Source organism: Corallococcus sp. CA041A, from assembly GCF_003612075.1.
GTDB lineage: Bacteria > Myxococcota > Myxococcia > Myxococcales > Myxococcaceae > Corallococcus > Corallococcus exiguus.
This window is the reverse complement of the sequence record NZ_RAWF01000091.1, coordinates 20126-33821: the sequence shown is the minus strand read 5'-3', so window position 1 is coordinate 33821 and position 13696 is coordinate 20126. Positions and strand designations below refer to the sequence as shown.

Annotated in this window: 10 protein-coding genes and 2 pseudogenes; 7 read left to right on the top strand and 5 right to left on the bottom strand. The window is 67.7% G+C overall.

The annotated features are described in order from the left end of the window. Window positions 1-434 precede the first annotated feature (434 nt). The gene (locus D7V77_RS18215) at window positions 435-1460 is read left to right on the top strand and encodes a lipase family protein (RefSeq protein WP_120577560.1); all 1026 of its coding nucleotides are present in this window, start codon (window positions 435-437) and stop codon (window positions 1458-1460) included. Between the two features lie 24 nt (window positions 1461-1484). On the opposite strand, the gene D7V77_RS18210 is transcribed toward D7V77_RS18215, so the two are convergent. Further along, window positions 1485-4202: a hypothetical protein gene (locus tag D7V77_RS18210; protein WP_120577559.1), complete on the bottom strand. Its 2718-nt coding sequence runs from the start codon at window positions 4200-4202 to the stop codon at window positions 1485-1487. A 116-nt stretch (window positions 4203-4318) separates the two neighbouring features. Here D7V77_RS18210 and D7V77_RS45530 point away from each other — a divergent pair. Together D7V77_RS45530 and D7V77_RS18205 are read left to right on the top strand one after the other, a co-directional pair. After that, a pseudogene (locus tag D7V77_RS45530) lies at window positions 4319-4411 on the top strand (DUF4215 domain-containing protein); the annotation flags it as partial. Between the two features lie 27 nt (window positions 4412-4438). Next, complete coding sequence (locus D7V77_RS18205; protein WP_233597079.1) at window positions 4439-5329, top strand: fibro-slime domain-containing protein; 891 nt, start codon at window positions 4439-4441, stop codon at window positions 5327-5329. Between the two features lie 56 nt (window positions 5330-5385). On the opposite strand, the gene D7V77_RS18200 is transcribed toward D7V77_RS18205, so the two are convergent. From D7V77_RS18200 to D7V77_RS18190, 3 genes are all read right to left on the bottom strand, one after another. Next, window positions 5386-6633, bottom strand: a complete 1248-nt coding sequence (locus D7V77_RS18200; protein ID WP_120577558.1) for a hypothetical protein — start codon at window positions 6631-6633, stop codon at window positions 5386-5388. A 77-nt stretch (window positions 6634-6710) separates the two neighbouring features. Further along, on the bottom strand, window positions 6711-7061 hold the full coding sequence (locus D7V77_RS18195; protein WP_120577557.1) for a hypothetical protein: 351 nt from the start codon (window positions 7059-7061) through the stop codon (window positions 6711-6713). A gap of 215 nt (window positions 7062-7276) precedes the next feature. Beyond that, the gene (locus D7V77_RS18190) at window positions 7277-9997 is read right to left on the bottom strand and encodes a VCBS repeat-containing protein (protein ID WP_147452092.1); all 2721 of its coding nucleotides are present in this window, start codon (window positions 9995-9997) and stop codon (window positions 7277-7279) included. A gap of 204 nt (window positions 9998-10201) precedes the next feature. On the opposite strand from D7V77_RS18190, the gene D7V77_RS43750 reads away from it, so the two are divergent. The 3 genes from D7V77_RS43750 to D7V77_RS18180 all read left to right on the top strand — a co-directional run bounded on the left by D7V77_RS43750 (window position 10202) and on the right by D7V77_RS18180 (window position 11645). Beyond that, on the top strand, window positions 10202-10375 hold the full coding sequence (locus D7V77_RS43750; RefSeq protein ID WP_158624426.1) for a hypothetical protein: 174 nt from the start codon (window positions 10202-10204) through the stop codon (window positions 10373-10375). 302 nt (window positions 10376-10677) lie between these two features. Continuing rightward, entirely contained in the window at window positions 10678-10965 is a 288-nt protein-coding gene (locus D7V77_RS18185; protein WP_120577555.1) for an autorepressor SdpR family transcription factor, read from the top strand. Then, window positions 10962-11645, top strand: coding sequence for an SdpI family protein (locus D7V77_RS18180; RefSeq protein WP_120577554.1), 684 nt, complete (start codon window positions 10962-10964; stop codon window positions 11643-11645). The genes D7V77_RS18185 and D7V77_RS18180 overlap by 4 nt, the downstream gene beginning before the upstream one ends. A gap of 258 nt (window positions 11646-11903) precedes the next feature. Here D7V77_RS18180 and D7V77_RS18175 read toward each other — a convergent pair. Next, window positions 11904-12760 (bottom strand): annotated as a pseudogene (locus D7V77_RS18175) (protein kinase); the annotation flags it as partial. Window positions 12761-12896: 136 nt separating this feature from the next. Here D7V77_RS18175 and D7V77_RS18170 point away from each other — a divergent pair. Further along, the gene (locus D7V77_RS18170; RefSeq protein WP_233597078.1) at window positions 12897-13622 is read left to right on the top strand and encodes a serine hydrolase; all 726 of its coding nucleotides are present in this window, start codon (window positions 12897-12899) and stop codon (window positions 13620-13622) included. Window positions 13623-13696: the final 74 nt, after the last annotated feature.

Genomic DNA, 13696 nt, shown 5'->3' with positions numbered 1-13696 from the left:
GGCTTGGAGGCGGTGGACGGGATGGAGGGGGTGGAGCGACCAGCGGAGCGGATGGCCATGACGTGTCTCTTTTCTGGAAGGGGAGTGCGTGTTGCTTTCAGCGACGAGGACACCCATAGCAGCGGGCATGCCAACGCCCCGGACCCCTCAGTGCACGCGCAAGTCGTTGATCTTGCTGGGAGCGCATGAGGCACGGCCCCGGTCCATGGGCTTGCGCCTGGTGACTGCCGTCAGGCGTTGATGTTTGCAGTCACCAGGGGCGGCCTTGCGTCGGGCGTCGCGTCGACCGACGCGTCGAAGGCGCGCGTGAACCCCCTCGCCGCGAGGGCCTCCAGGGGACGCCGCGTGCGGCATGGGCGCTGCAATCGGTGCCTGGCAACGGATGGCGACAGGCGTCGCCCCGTTCCACCCGCCACACCTTCCTGGAGCCGAACATGACGACCTCGACCGTTGCCGCCGTCCGTCCGCAGCCGAGCCCGCAGGCCACGCCGCCCGAGCCCGTGCTGGACGCGACCCAGGTGCTGGGCATGGGGCAGGGCGTGGTCGCGGCCTACGCCGCCTTCAATGGCAAGGATTACTCCGTGCCCTCGGGCTGGACGCAGGCGGACAGCCTCACGGCGTGGGTGCCTCAGAAGGGCGGCGTCGCGGAGGCGTTCGGCCTGTGGTTCAGCTCCGACGCGGATTCGACCACGGCGATGCTGGCGCTGCGCGGGACCGTGACGTCGGCGGACACGAGCGCGGACGAGCAGTACTCCACCACGTCCTTCGCGCCGTACTCCGGGACGTCCCTGTCTCCGGTGCCTCAGGTGCACGGCGGGTTCTGGGGCATCTACACCGGCACGAGCACCTCCGTGCCCCAGTCGATGCAGGCGCAGGTGTTCTCGTGGCTGAAGGCGAACAACATCCAGACGCTCTACGTGACGGGCCACAGCCTGGGCGGAGGCCTGGCGGAGTTGCTGGCGTTGGACCTGGCGGTGAGCCAGCCGTCGCTGAGCGTGACGACCGTCACGTTCGCGGCGCCGAAGGCCGGGCTCGCGGATTCATGGGGGACGGCCTACGCCCGATACGTCACGAGTCCGGCGACGGTGCGCGTGGTCAATCAGTACGACGTGGTGCCCACGCTGCCGCCGTCGTGGCTGGCGCCCAACTACACGCAGGTCGGTGTGGAGTTCGATGTGCTCTTCTACAACACGCTGGGAGACACCAGCACGCAGGAGGCGACCATCCGGCACGAGATGGACAACTACCTCACCGTGCTCACCCAGGCGCTGCCCGCCACGCCCCAGCTCTACGTGGGCCCCTTCGCGGATGGCGTCTACACGGACAGCCAGGGCAATCCGCTCCAGGACACCAGCGTGGCGCCCACCGCGGACGCCGTGGTCAACGCACAGGCGTCCGCGAAGGCCCTGCCTCAGCGCCCGGTGGCCCAGCCTCCGAGCCGTCAGGTTGCGGCGAAGTAGGGCCTTCGTCCGTTCCGGCCCCGCTCACTTCTTCCGGGTGGGGCTGGCCTTCCGCGTGGGCCCGGCCTTCCGGGCGGGGACCGGCTTGGGCTCGGTGGGGGCCACGGGCACCTGGGCGAGGATTTCGAACGGATAGGCGTATGTCTTGGGGGTGCCCCGGGATTGGATCATCCGCCAGCGGTGCGCGGGCTGACGGGTCTCGAAGTCGAGCATGAAGGTCGCGTCATCGAAGTCCGTCCGCTTCGTCAGGACCGAGTCAACCGGGCGGTTCTTGGCGTCGTCGAATACCGCGGAGAAACCCTCCTGGCCCGTGTCGTGACTCTGGATGCGGATGCGGCCCGGCTCGATGATCTCGACCTTGAAGCGGCCCCCTTCCAGCCGGGCCTCTGTATGCAGGCTCAGGGCCGTGGGGGATGACGCGACCCACTTCTCCGGCAGGGCGAAGGAGAGCTGCCCCTTGAGCCTCGTCAGGGGGACCCGCTCGAGCTGGTGGGGGATGTAGCCCCTGTGCGTGAAGCTCCAGCTCCGCCCGGGCGAGAACGTGGTGCTCCATTTGAGCTGCTGGCCATAGCCGTTGTGCCAGACGTACTGGTCCTCCTCATCCACCGCCTCGATGTCCGCCGCGCGCAGGCGCGTCCCGTCCGCGAAGTCCGCTTCGAGCAGCTCCAGCGTGACGGGGGGATCCGCCTGCGCGAAGGACTTCTGCACGTCGTCCGGCCAGGAGAACTCGACGTCTCCGCGGAAGACACCGTCGGTCACCAGCCAGGCGTGGAAGGGCGAGGCAGGGGCGTTCGGCGGGAGCGCCGCGGGGAGCGCGTCCTTCTTCACTGCGCCACTGAACGACGCGGTCCTCCTCGCGACCGACTCCGGGGACATGAGGTGCTGCTCGAACAGGGTTTGATCGATCATCGCGAGCGGAAGCGCCTCGGCGTCCCTGGCCGCGGCGTTCCCGGAGGGGAAGGGCGGCGTGAGCGTGAAGGGCCGGGTGTACGGCGTGGTCGCGTCCACCAGGACGAGCTCTATCTGCGCGGGCCTTCCTTCCACGGTGAACAGTGGCGCGTCGGGAGACAGCACGCCGAAGAGGGGGAGCGACAGGACCATGGTGAGGCCCGGGCGTGCCTCGGTCCTGAGGTACTTCCCCTCCGCGTTCAGGGCCCGCACCGCCAGCACCGTCGGCGGCGTGCCCTCGCTCCCCAGTTGGAAGGTCAGGGTGCCCAGGTGGATGCGCAGTCCCTCCACGAACAGCTTCCCGTCGGGGAAGGTCTGCTCCGCCCGGGCAAAGGGCGCGGCGAAGGGCAGGCGGATGCTCCGGATCCGCGCTGGCACATGAACGGTGACCGACCCTGTGATGGCCGGCAGCGTCTGGGCGTCCACGCCGGGCTTGAGCGCGAACTGGACGTGGTGGGACGCCACCTGCCCGCGAGAGGCGTTCTCACCCGAGAAGTCCTCCCCGACCTTCATCCCGTCCGGGCTCGCGGCCAGCGGGCCACACAGGGGGCGGTGGAGCTCCGGTTGCTGGACGCGCAGCTCCATCAGCTTGCGTCGCGCGAGGACCGGAACGTAGTCGCGGGGCTGGCAGACACGGGCGGTCAGTTGGAGGTGGTCGGCCTCGGGAGTGATGAACGAGGCGCGCAGGGACGTGAACGCGAGGCGCAGCTTCTTCGTCTCGTCCAAGGCATCACCCTTCCAGGGGCTGCAGTCGTCACCGGAGAGGGCGAGGAAGGACTCGGGCGTCAGCGTCTCCGGGTAGGACACCACGTTCTCGGGCGAAAGCACCGCGCCCTCGCGGAGGTCCTCCAGGTTCTCCGAGGGCAGAGGCTCGTCGCTGAAGGGAGAGAAGGCCCGCCGGAGCATGGCGGACTGCGCGCGCAGGGCGTTCACGTCGAAGGTGATGCGCAGGACGTCCTTGCCGGCCTGGAGCTTCGTGGAGGAGGCCACCACGGTCCGCAGCGCTGACTCGCTGGTGGTCACTCGCTCCCAGAGCGCCTGGATGCGTTCGGGGTGGGGCCCGGCGAACTCCACGTCCGCCCGGATGGCGCCGCTCGCGTCCGCTCGGGCGGCGAAGGAGATCCGCCGGGCGGCATCCGTCGCCTGGAACTGCTGGATGGCCAGCATCAGGAGCCCTGGGACGAACGGCTCCAGGACCGGGCCCACCTCGACGCCCGCCTGGGCGATGAACAGCGGCTCCATCTTCTGGCTGGGCTCCCGGGCGAGCCGTGCCGACACGTCCGCCGCGAGCGCCGGAGGCACGAACGCGAGGAGCTGCTTCGTCTTGAGCAGCCGAAGAGGGCCCTGGCGCTGACACGTCTCCGGGTCGATGAGGACGTAGTCGCCTTCCTTCGTGGCTTCAATGAGCCGCGCCGTCTGGAGGACCTCCAGCGCCGCGTCCTCCGGGCCATGGGAGGCGAACACGCGGAAGGGCACCGTTCCGCCAGGGGTCTCCATCAATCCCGCGGCGAACGACGAGAACGTGTCCAGGACGAGGGCCCGGTGCCGGGGCGGGATGTTCCCCAGCTTCAGCAGGTGCTGCTCCGCGGACTCGACCGCGTCCTTCCAGGTTGGATCCGCGTTCGCGGTCTTCAGCAGCCGCAGGTTGAGGGCCACCGTCGCGGTCGGCTCGCCGTCCGTCGCGAGCGTCAGCAGCCGGTGGTCCGCATTCGAAGGCGTGGTGTCGCGGCCGCTGGCACACCCCACGAGGAGGAGCACGCTCAGGCAAAGAATGACGTTCTTCAAGTCAGGCATCCGAGAGGTCCTGGGTGTGTGTGACTCGCAGTATGGGAGCGCTTGGGTTTCGAGACAAACAAAAGCCAGCAACCCTTTGACACCAGCATACGGGCCTCACAGTTTGTGAGGCCGTCTGTGGCGACGGCATCCTCACGGCCGGAGAGGCGTGCGACGACGGCAACCTGCGCGACTTCGACGGCTGCTCCTCGACCTGTCAAATCGAGGAGGGCTTCGTCTGCGTCCTTTCAGAGCCCTTGTCCACGTTGAGTCTCCCCATCGTCTACCGCGACTTCCGGGGGAATGACCTGCCCAATGGCCACGTCGACTTCCAGAACGCGAACGGGCAGGAGACGGGCATCGTCCAGGCCATCCTGGGCCCGGCCGGCAAGCCCGTCTATGCCAAGGCAGGTGTGTTCTCCGCCACGACGCATGGAGTGGTGTCCTTCGACCAATGGTTTCGCGACGTGAGCAACGTCAACCTGCCCGTCGTTTCCACGCTGCCCCTGTCGCGGACCTCTTCTCCCAACGCCCTCTCCTATCTGTTCGAGGACACGACCTTCTTCCCGCTCGACGGCAAGGGCTGGGTGGCCGAGGGGCAGGAGACGACGCGTCCGGACAGCACGGGAGCACCGCACAACTACAGCTTCACCAGCGAGACGCGTTTCTGGTTCGTGTACACGGGCCAGGGGCAACTCGTCTTCACGGGAGACGATGACGTCTGGGTCTTCATCAATGGGAAGCTCGCCATCGACCTGGGAGGGGTGCACAGCAGCATGACCTCGACCGTGGACCTCGCGGGCCGTGCGTCCGCGTTGGGCCTCCAGCCAGACGGTATCTATGAGGTCGCCGTGTTCCAGGCGGAACGCTTCACCACGGGCTCGAGCTACAAGCTGCAACTCTCCTCGTTCCTGCCGGCCAACCAGTCCAGGGTGTGCATCTCCGCCTGCGGCAATGGCAGGCTGGACGAGGGTGCGGAGTGCGACGACGGCTCGAACCCGGGGGGCTACGGGCAATGCGCCCCGGGCTGCCTGCTCGGCATCCGCTGTGGCGACGGGGTCGTGCAATTCAACCAGGGCGAGCAATGCGACGACGGAAACACCGTCAGCCGCGACGGCTGCAGCGCCACCTGCATGCTGGAGCTATAGCCGCCCCGGAAGTGCGTTCCGGGGCGGGCCAGTCGCGCCTGGACCGACGGCGGACGTCAGTCGTTGTTCGCGGCGGGCTTCACGCCGCCGTAGAACGCGCCGTAGGGCTGGAACGACCAGAGCGCCGCGCCCCACCGCTCGTAGAGCTTGAGGGTGCCGGGCTGGAACATGGTGTCGTAGTAGCAGCCCGCCACCCCGTTCCCCAGCTTCAGCTGGGGGCTGCCGGTGAGCAGGCGCGGGCCGGCGCCGGGCTGCTGGAGCGTGGCGACCTGGGGCGAATAGTCGGGATCGCTGCCGCCGTACGGGTACGGGTATTGGAAGACGTTGCAGGACACGCCACCGTTGGGCTCGCAGAGGTTCTTGTAGTCCGCGTAGGACACCTCCTGTCCCAGGAAGCCGGCGTTGAGCGCCTCCGTGCCGAAGTGGGCCAGCGTGGCGCCGTCCGGAATGCGCATGACATGCGCATAGGGCGTCAGGACCCAGTAGGCCTTCCGCACGAAGTTGGGCGTCACGAAGATGGGCGGGATGGAGCAGTCATCGCTGCGCTGGAAGTGGGTGAAGAAGCGCCACTCGCTGCCGGACACATAGAGCTCCGGCGTCCCCCACGGGTCGCTGCCCACCGCCACGCGGTAGCCGTTCGTGTAGTACTGATTGTCCCAGGGCTTGCGGGGCACCGGGGCCATGTAGCCATACACCTCTCCGCCCCAGCGGTTGAAGACACGCACGTGGGGACCGCCGCCCGGGCCCGGGATGGTGACAATCTCCGAGACGTTGTCACGCGTGACATCGCCCGCGCCCAGCCGCACGCCTCCGGTGAAGCCGGGGTCATAGGCCCAGAACTCGTTGATGAGCGTGGGCGTGCCCACCGCCTTCCACACGCGGACCAGCGGGCCCATGCCCCGTCCCGGCGCGGTGATGATTTCATCGAAGCCGTCGCCGTCCACGTCGCCGGTGGTGACGAAGACGCCGCCCCGGAAGTTCGAGTCGTAGGCGAAGAACTCCCGCAGCACGCTGCCCGTGTTGACGTCGAACACGCGGACCAGGGGCCCTCCGCCCTCGCTGGTGCCGGTGACGGCGTCCGGGCGCCAGTTCGTGGTCACCCGGCCCGTCGCCATCTCCACGCCCACGCTCATGGACGGTTCGTAGGCGTAGAAGGACACCCAGTTGGTGTTGGAGTTGGGGTCGAACGTCTTCACCGCCGGCCCACCGCCAGGACCGGCGCCGGTGGCGTACAGCGGGGTGTTGGGCTTCGCGCCCGCCGTCGTGGTGACGGTGAGCGCCGCGAACAGCAACCATCGATACATGTGCGCCTCCAGAAGGATTCAGCGGGTGTCGCCGGGAATCATTCTGGAAAGGGCTGACATGCAGGGTGGCCTGTCCCTCAGTCTTCGATGTCCGTCTTCTTCCACGTCTGGTGGTTGAGGCGGGGATCGCGGTTCGGGTCGTAGTTCGGGTCGTTTGAAGGCACGTACTGGCCGTGGCTGTTCATCCAGTACGGGTTCGCGCCCGTTTGCACCTGGTAGCGCTGACCGTCGCCCGGATTGCGCACCGTCTCCTCGTCCTTGAGGGAGTTCACGAAGCGGTGGTGCATGTGGTCCGACGCGGCGTTGGCCTGCGCGTAGGTCGCCGCGATGGCCTGGTTGATGGCGTCGTTCTTCTCGTGGAAGGTGCGCTGCTGGGCTTCGAAGGCAGCCTTGTTGGCCTGCACGTTGACGTTGCCCGGGCCGCTCATGGCTGCCTTGCCATTGTTCAGGACCCAGTTGTCCGGCAGCTTGTGCAGGACGAGCCTCCCATTGGGCTCCGCCCGCGCCTGGGCCGACGATGGGTCCTCCTTGCCTCCGCTCGTCCCGCTCGCATCTGCTCAAGCGGGCCCCATGTATGTCGAAGCGCCGGGCCGGGGCTTCCGGGGCCTCGCGCGTGCGCGGGGCCCCGGCTCCCATGGACCGCTCAGCGTGCGTCGAGCCGCGCGGTCTGCGGAACGAAGGCGCTGCCAGAGCTGGGGGCGACGTACCATGCGCCCGGGGAGGTGCGCTCCCGGGCCACCAGGTCCGCCTTTCCGTCCCCATCCATGTCCGCGACGAAGAGGCGGTACGCGCTGCTGCTCGTCGCCCAGCTCGTCAGCCACGCGGACGTCTGGGGCACGAAACCCGTGCCCGTGCCGAGCGCCACCTTCCAGGCCTGGGTGCCGGTGTGCTCCTTGGCCACGAGGTCCGCCTTGCCGTCGCCGTTCACGTCCGCCACGAACAGGTCATGGTCCGCGCTGGGGACCCCGAAGCCCGCGAGCGAGCCGGGCTGCGCCGTGAACCCGCTGCCGGTGTTGAGCGCGACATACCAGAGGCCGGAGCCGGTGCGCTCCTTGGCCACGAGGTCCGCCTTGTTGTCGCCGTTCACGTCCGCCACGAACAGGTCGTACGCGCTGCTGGACACGGCCCAGCCCGTCAGCCAGCTGCTCGACGCGGGGACGAACTGCGTCCCGGTGTTGAGGGCCACGTACCAGGTCCCCGGCGCGGTGCGCTCCTTGGCCACGAGGTCCGCCTTGCCGTCCGCGTCGAGGTCCGCGGCGAAGACGTCATACGCGCTGCCCACCGCCCAGCCCGTGAGCCAGGAGGTGCTGCCGGGGACGAAGCGGTCGCCGTTGCTCAGGGCCACGTCGAACGTCCCGTTGACGCGGCTCTGCGCGATGAGGTCCTTCTTGCCGTCGCCGTTCACGTCCGCCAGGAATAGGTTGTAGGCGTTGCTGGCCACCGCCCAGTCCGTCAGCCGCGCCACCTCCTTGAAGGTGGGCACCAGCTTCAGGGAGCCCGCCTGCTTCTCCAGGGCCACGCTCCCCCAGCGGCCCGGGTAGTCGCGCTCCTTGACGATCATCTCCACCGGGCTGCCGTCGCCACCGGACGGGGCCGTGTTGCCATCCGCCTTCGTGTCCGTGAAGGCATCTCCGAACCAGACGTCGAAGTCGACGCCACGGTCACAGTCGGTCCCGAAGCCGGCGCCGTCGCTGGAGACGAGCAGGTTGCGGGTGAACTGCTGCAGCCGCGGGTCCACCCGGGAGACGATGGGGCCGCCCAGGGGGTGCAGCGTCGCCCAGTCATCCAGGCCCCAGCTCCAGAGCATGCTCATGCCAGCGACGACGTGGCCGCTGGTCGCCTTGGGGCGGTACAGGACCAGGTGGGTGAACTCGTTGCCAAAGGGCGTCGGGTTGTCCAGGGCCCACTTCGGATCATCGGAGAACTTCCCCTGTCCCAGCGGTAGCACGCACGCCGTGGGGTCGATCCGGAACAGCTGGTTGGGGTGGATGGAGTCCGCCTCCCACCCCAGGTTGCCCACGTAGACGTTCTGCGAGGAGACGTACGAGCCGATGAGCGTGTTGCCCGTCGCGGTGATGCCGGTGCCCAGGCTGGGGCGGGCCGCCACGGTGTCCGTGAAGAAGGTGAGCGGCAGCTCGAAGGTGTTGCCGGCCGGGTCGATGGGGTACTGCACGCCCAGCAGCTCCTGCTCCGGCTTGTGCACCGGCGGCGCCCGGAACCAGGTGGTCGTCAGGCTGGGGGTGACGGACAGCATCGGATCCGAGCAGTCCGGCCTCGATGCGGGGACGGTGACGCCAGGACGGCACGTGGACGACGGGGTCGTCGTGTCGGTGGCGTTGTCCTTGTAGCCCACGATGATGGGGCCCGGGTTGCCCGTGGTGGAGGCCTCGTAGCGGATCTGCCAGTAGCCGGTGTTGCCCGCCATGGCGACGAGGTTGCCGCCTCCCGCGACGAAGGACTCCAGCCGGTTGCGCGTGGTCATGTCCCAGTACTCGCCGTGACCGGAGATGATGGCCGAGCGCCGGGAGGTCAGCAGGCTGGAGAAGCGCGAGACGTCGTAGTCCGTGGCCACCGTGTACGGCAGGTCGTTCTTCTCCAGGTAGCGCAGCAGCGGGACGTCCGTCTTGAAGTGGGTGGGGACGTTCCACGACGGCCGCGCCATGGAGACCTTGGTGGCCCGCTCGTAGGCGTACATGCCGCGCCAGGGGCACGAAGGCCAGCCCTCACAGGGCTGAGCCACGGTGCTCGCGTGCAGCGTCTCCCCCCAGGGGTTGTAGACCTCCGTCGTCGTCGGGTTGACGATGATCAGCCGGTCCGTGGACGCGTCGTCGCGCACCACGAACGTCGCCAGCGTCTCCTTGGGCGAGGTCACCTTCGGGGTGATCCGCACGAAGTACACCCCCGAGCTGAGCGTGCCCACGGAGGGCTGCACGGGGTTGCTCCACGCGCATTCCACCAGGCCGTAGTCCACCTCTTGCTGCCGGATCGCCAGGTAGTTGGGGACGGTGGTGGGCGTCTCCGTGCCGCAACGGGGCTGCGAGATGGGCCCGTAGGTCGTCGCGGGGGCGGTGTCCGAGTCGTGGACCACCTGCGCGCCCGCGCCGCCGTACCAGCCCAGCCGGTAGATGCGCAGTCGGAAGGACTCCGGGCTCTGGATGTAGAAGGTGGGGGTCTCCCCCGTGTTGATGGAATACGGCGCGACGTACACGCCCCGGGGGGCGACCGTTGGATTCGCGGGGTCGTAGTGCCCCTGGCGGAACGTCTCCGGGACGATGAGGTCTTCCCAGTCCGCCGCGTGGGCCTGACGGGTCCAGGGGAGCAGGGCAATCACTCCCAACATGAGTTGCAGGGTATGGCGTTTCAAGCGGTGGTGCTCCAGACGTGAGATGGCACACCCCGGGCGTATGGCGCGGGGAGGCCGGTGGCAGGCATTGCCTTGTGATGGGGAGCTGGAATCCCTTGCGGTCAATGGATGACCGCAAGGGACACCTGCCGGCAGTTTAACAGCTCTTTCCTGAGGCTGTCTGCCTTTATTCTCATGAGAGGTTTCTCAGGAGGATGCACGGCGATGAATGAGCACGACCTCCATGGGGTAGGACCCGCGCTGCGCGCGAAGTGGGAGCGACTCGGAGCGAAGACATTGCGCGGGCTCACGTTGGAGCAGCCGGGGCCGGAGATGATCCGCGGTGGCGTCGAGGTCATCGACGACGTGTGGTTCGAGATCGCCGCGAGACTGGAGTGAAGCCCCACCCAGAGTCATCAGGCGCCAGGCATCCCGAGCCCACGGCCCCCGGTAGTCGTCCGCCACGGGAAGGGGCATGTCTCCTTGGAGCGGCATGAAGGGCCCCAGTGAGGCGTCCACCACCCTCAGTGTCTCGCCGGTCCTCGACCTCGCCCCATGAGTCGGTTGGCTCATGGGGCGCAGGAGGGCCCTCGGGGTTGCCGTCCCGGCATGCCCCCCAAGGCCCGGTGCCCCATGCGTTCCACTTGACAGGACCTTCCTGGTGGTTATTTTGAAGTTATTCAAAATGTCAAAAGGTCGTGATGCGAACGCAGGAGGTCTTCAAGGCAATTTCAGATCCGACCCGGCGCAAGGTGCTCAAGCTCCTGCAGGGCGGCTCGAAGTCAGCGGGAGAGCTCGCTGAGGCGTTCGACATCACGAAGGGGTCGCTATCGCATCACTTCAACGTGCTCAAAGCCGCGGACCTGGTGCGCTGCGAGCGTCGTGGGCAGCAAATCGTCTACTCCCTCAATACGACCGTGTTCGAGGACGTAGCGGCGGTCCTTCTTGACCTTTTCAAGGTCGACAAGGGGAACGGAGGGCGGTCATGAGAATCAGCCGAGCCCATGTGCTGAGTCTGGGATTCGTCGTCGCGGCGTTCGCGATGGCCGTCATTCTCTACGGCCAGTTGCCGGAGTGGATGCCCACGCATTGGAATGCCCAGGGGGTGGTGGATGGGTATACGCGCAAGCCCTGGGGACCCTTCGTCCTGCCGCTGCTGATGGCTGCCCTGTACCTGGTCCTGGTGGCCGTGCCGCTGATTTCGCCCAGGGGATACCGCGTGGAGCGATTCCAGGGCGTCTTCGAGGGCATCCAGGTGGTGTTGGTCGCGTTCCTGTTCCTGCTCAACGCCCTGGTCCTGCTCGGGGGCATCGGCGTGGCCGTGCCGATGGCGCGCGTGGTTCCCGCGGCCGCGGGCCTGGTCCTCGTGGTCCTGGGCAACTACATGGGGAAGTTCACGAAGAACTTCTTCTGTGGAATCCGGACGCCCTGGACGCTCGCGAGCGACGAGGTCTGGCTGCGCACGCATCGCCTGGGAGGAAGGCTCTTCGTCCTCGCGGGAGCCATCGTCCTCGTCTCGGGGCTTCTCGGCGGTGGTCCGGTCCCCGTGATTGCGGCGGTCACCGTCGCGGTGGTGATTCCCGTGCTCTACTCGTACTTCCTCTATCGCCGCATCGAGCAGGACAGGCACGGACCGCCGGACGATGCGGGCTCGCATCGCTCTGCGTGAAGGAGGGGCCATGTGTGGAGGCCCATGCTCCTTGGGTGATGATGTGCCGAATGCGGGATTCGAACCCGCGCCGGGCGGTGCGAAACTCCCAGCAGGATCGCGCCCTTACCTCGCTACCGCTCGGAGCGACCCGGATTCGATATCCCGCCTCGTGCCCTGTCGTCCCGCCCCATCCCAAGCAATTCCGCAGGGGCATGCGACATACGTGCAACATGGCGCCAGCCCTCCGGGCTGTGAGGGCTGGCACCTGAGTACCTTCTAGTTCGTGCTGATCTGCTCCTGGGGAGTCGTGGAGCCGCGCGGGGCGCGAATTCCCAGCTCGACCAGCGCTTCGCCCGTCTGCTGCATCAGTCCCTTCAGCTCGGCTTCAGCTTCCTTGGGGCCAAAGAGCTTCTCTTCTCCCTGCCAGAAATACAGGTCCGGCAAGAACTCGCGCGCAGACTGGTAGCGGTTGGCGGGCGCCCGTTGAAGGAGGCGGGTCAGCATGACGCGCATCGCCTGCGGCAGTGGGGCAACCAGCGCGTCCAGGTCCGCCTGCGTGTAGGTCGCCGCGCGCCAGATTGCGTCCTCGACAGCAGGAGGGCTTCCTGCCGACCGGGCTCGCTTGATGGCGCGACGGCAGACCGCGAGCTGCCTGTCCGACAGTGCGTCTTTCACCTCCTGGGTCAAGCTGTCCGGAGCGTCGAGGAGGTTCTTTCCTGTCGCCAGCTCCAGCATGACGTTGCCGAGCGCGAAGAGGTCCGAGCGCGCATCAGCGAGCCCCATCAAGAGTGTCTCCGGGGAGGAGTAGAACGCATCCCCCTGCGGGCGGTGCACGGTGGACGCCACGCGGCTTGGCAGGTCCGAAAGGGCGAGCCCGAAGTCGGAGACCTCCACGCTGCCCCGCCAATCCACGAAGATGTGACCGCAATCACATCGTTCAGGCTGTTCCCCGACGGATGGTCGGTGATGACGTACCAACCGCCTTCGCCTTTGTGCGGCCCGTGGACGCGAAGGATCTTCGGGTGATCAAGGTAGGCCGCGAGCCGTACTTGCTCTTCGAGCTTCGCCCGTGCGCGCTTGACACGAGAGCCCTCCTCAACAGTGGGGCGCCCCACTGCCTGGAGCAGCACCTTAGCAAGCCGGTGGCGGCCCTCGCGGCGCTGCACTTCGTCGAAGCGGGCAACGGGTCGCTCGATGAGAACATCAACGACAGGCTGCGCTCATGGAAGCTGCCTGAGAACGACTTCACGAAGGAGCAGAAGGTCACTGTTGGAGGGCGAGGCGCCCGCGAACACCGCCCCGGTGCGTGTCGACCTCGTCCCCGGGACGAAGACACGCTACAGCGGTGGCGGCACGTCCATCGTCCAGTTGATGATGGTGGACCAGCTCCAGAAGCCGTTCCCCCAAATCATGCGCGAGACGGTGCTGACGCCGCTCGGCATGACCCGCAGCTCCTACGAGCAGCCGCTGCCTCCGGACCTGGCCGCCAGGACGGCCACGGGGACGTACGCCAGCGGGAAGAGCGTGGCGGGGCGCTGGCACGTGTACCCGGAGATGGCCGCGGCCGGACTGTGGACGACGCCGTCCGACCTCGCGCGGGTCGCCCTCGAGGTGTCCAGCGCGAAGGCAGGGAGGTCCCGGCGCGTGCTGTCACAGGCGATGACGAAGCAGGTGCTGACGCAGCAGTCGGAGCGGTTCGGGCTGGGCTTCCAGGTGGAGCCCGGCACCGGACGCTTCAGGCACGGCGGCGCGGACGAGGGCTTCCAGGCCGCGTTCATGGCCTTCAGTGACACGGGGAGCGGAGTGGTCGTCATGGCCAACTCCGATAACGGTTTCCTGCTCTTCGACCGCCTCATCGCCAGCGTGGCGGCGGAGTATGCCTGGAGCGCGTTCAAGCCCGAGCCCGAGATGCCGTCCGCGCAGGTGGATGTGCTCATGCGGCTCAAGGGCGTCGACACCGCGGCCTGGGCGAGGCCCAACTCCAACTGGGCCTGAAGAAAGCGGCCATCAAGAGCTACAGGAAGTCGCTCGCGCTGGACGCCGGGAACGCCAATGCCGTGAAGGTCCTT

Excerpts from the sequence above, each read along its gene's own strand:
- D7V77_RS18215 (WP_120577560.1), top strand. The coding sequence starts at position 435 with ATGACGACCTCGACCGTTGCCGCCGTCCGTCCGCAGCCGAGCCCGCAG.
- D7V77_RS18210 (WP_120577559.1), bottom strand. The coding sequence starts at position 4,202 with ATGCCTGACTTGAAGAACGTCATTCTTTGCCTGAGCGTGCTCCTCCTC.
- D7V77_RS18200 (WP_120577558.1), bottom strand. The coding sequence starts at position 6,633 with ATGTATCGATGGTTGCTGTTCGCGGCGCTCACCGTCACCACGACGGCG.
- D7V77_RS18195 (WP_120577557.1), bottom strand. The coding sequence starts at position 7,061 with ATGAGCGGCCCGGGCAACGTCAACGTGCAGGCCAACAAGGCTGCCTTC.
- D7V77_RS43750 (WP_158624426.1), top strand. The coding sequence starts at position 10,202 with ATGAATGAGCACGACCTCCATGGGGTAGGACCCGCGCTGCGCGCGAAG.
- D7V77_RS18185 (WP_120577555.1), top strand. The coding sequence starts at position 10,678 with ATGCGAACGCAGGAGGTCTTCAAGGCAATTTCAGATCCGACCCGGCGC.
- D7V77_RS18180 (WP_120577554.1), top strand. The coding sequence starts at position 10,962 with ATGAGAATCAGCCGAGCCCATGTGCTGAGTCTGGGATTCGTCGTCGCG.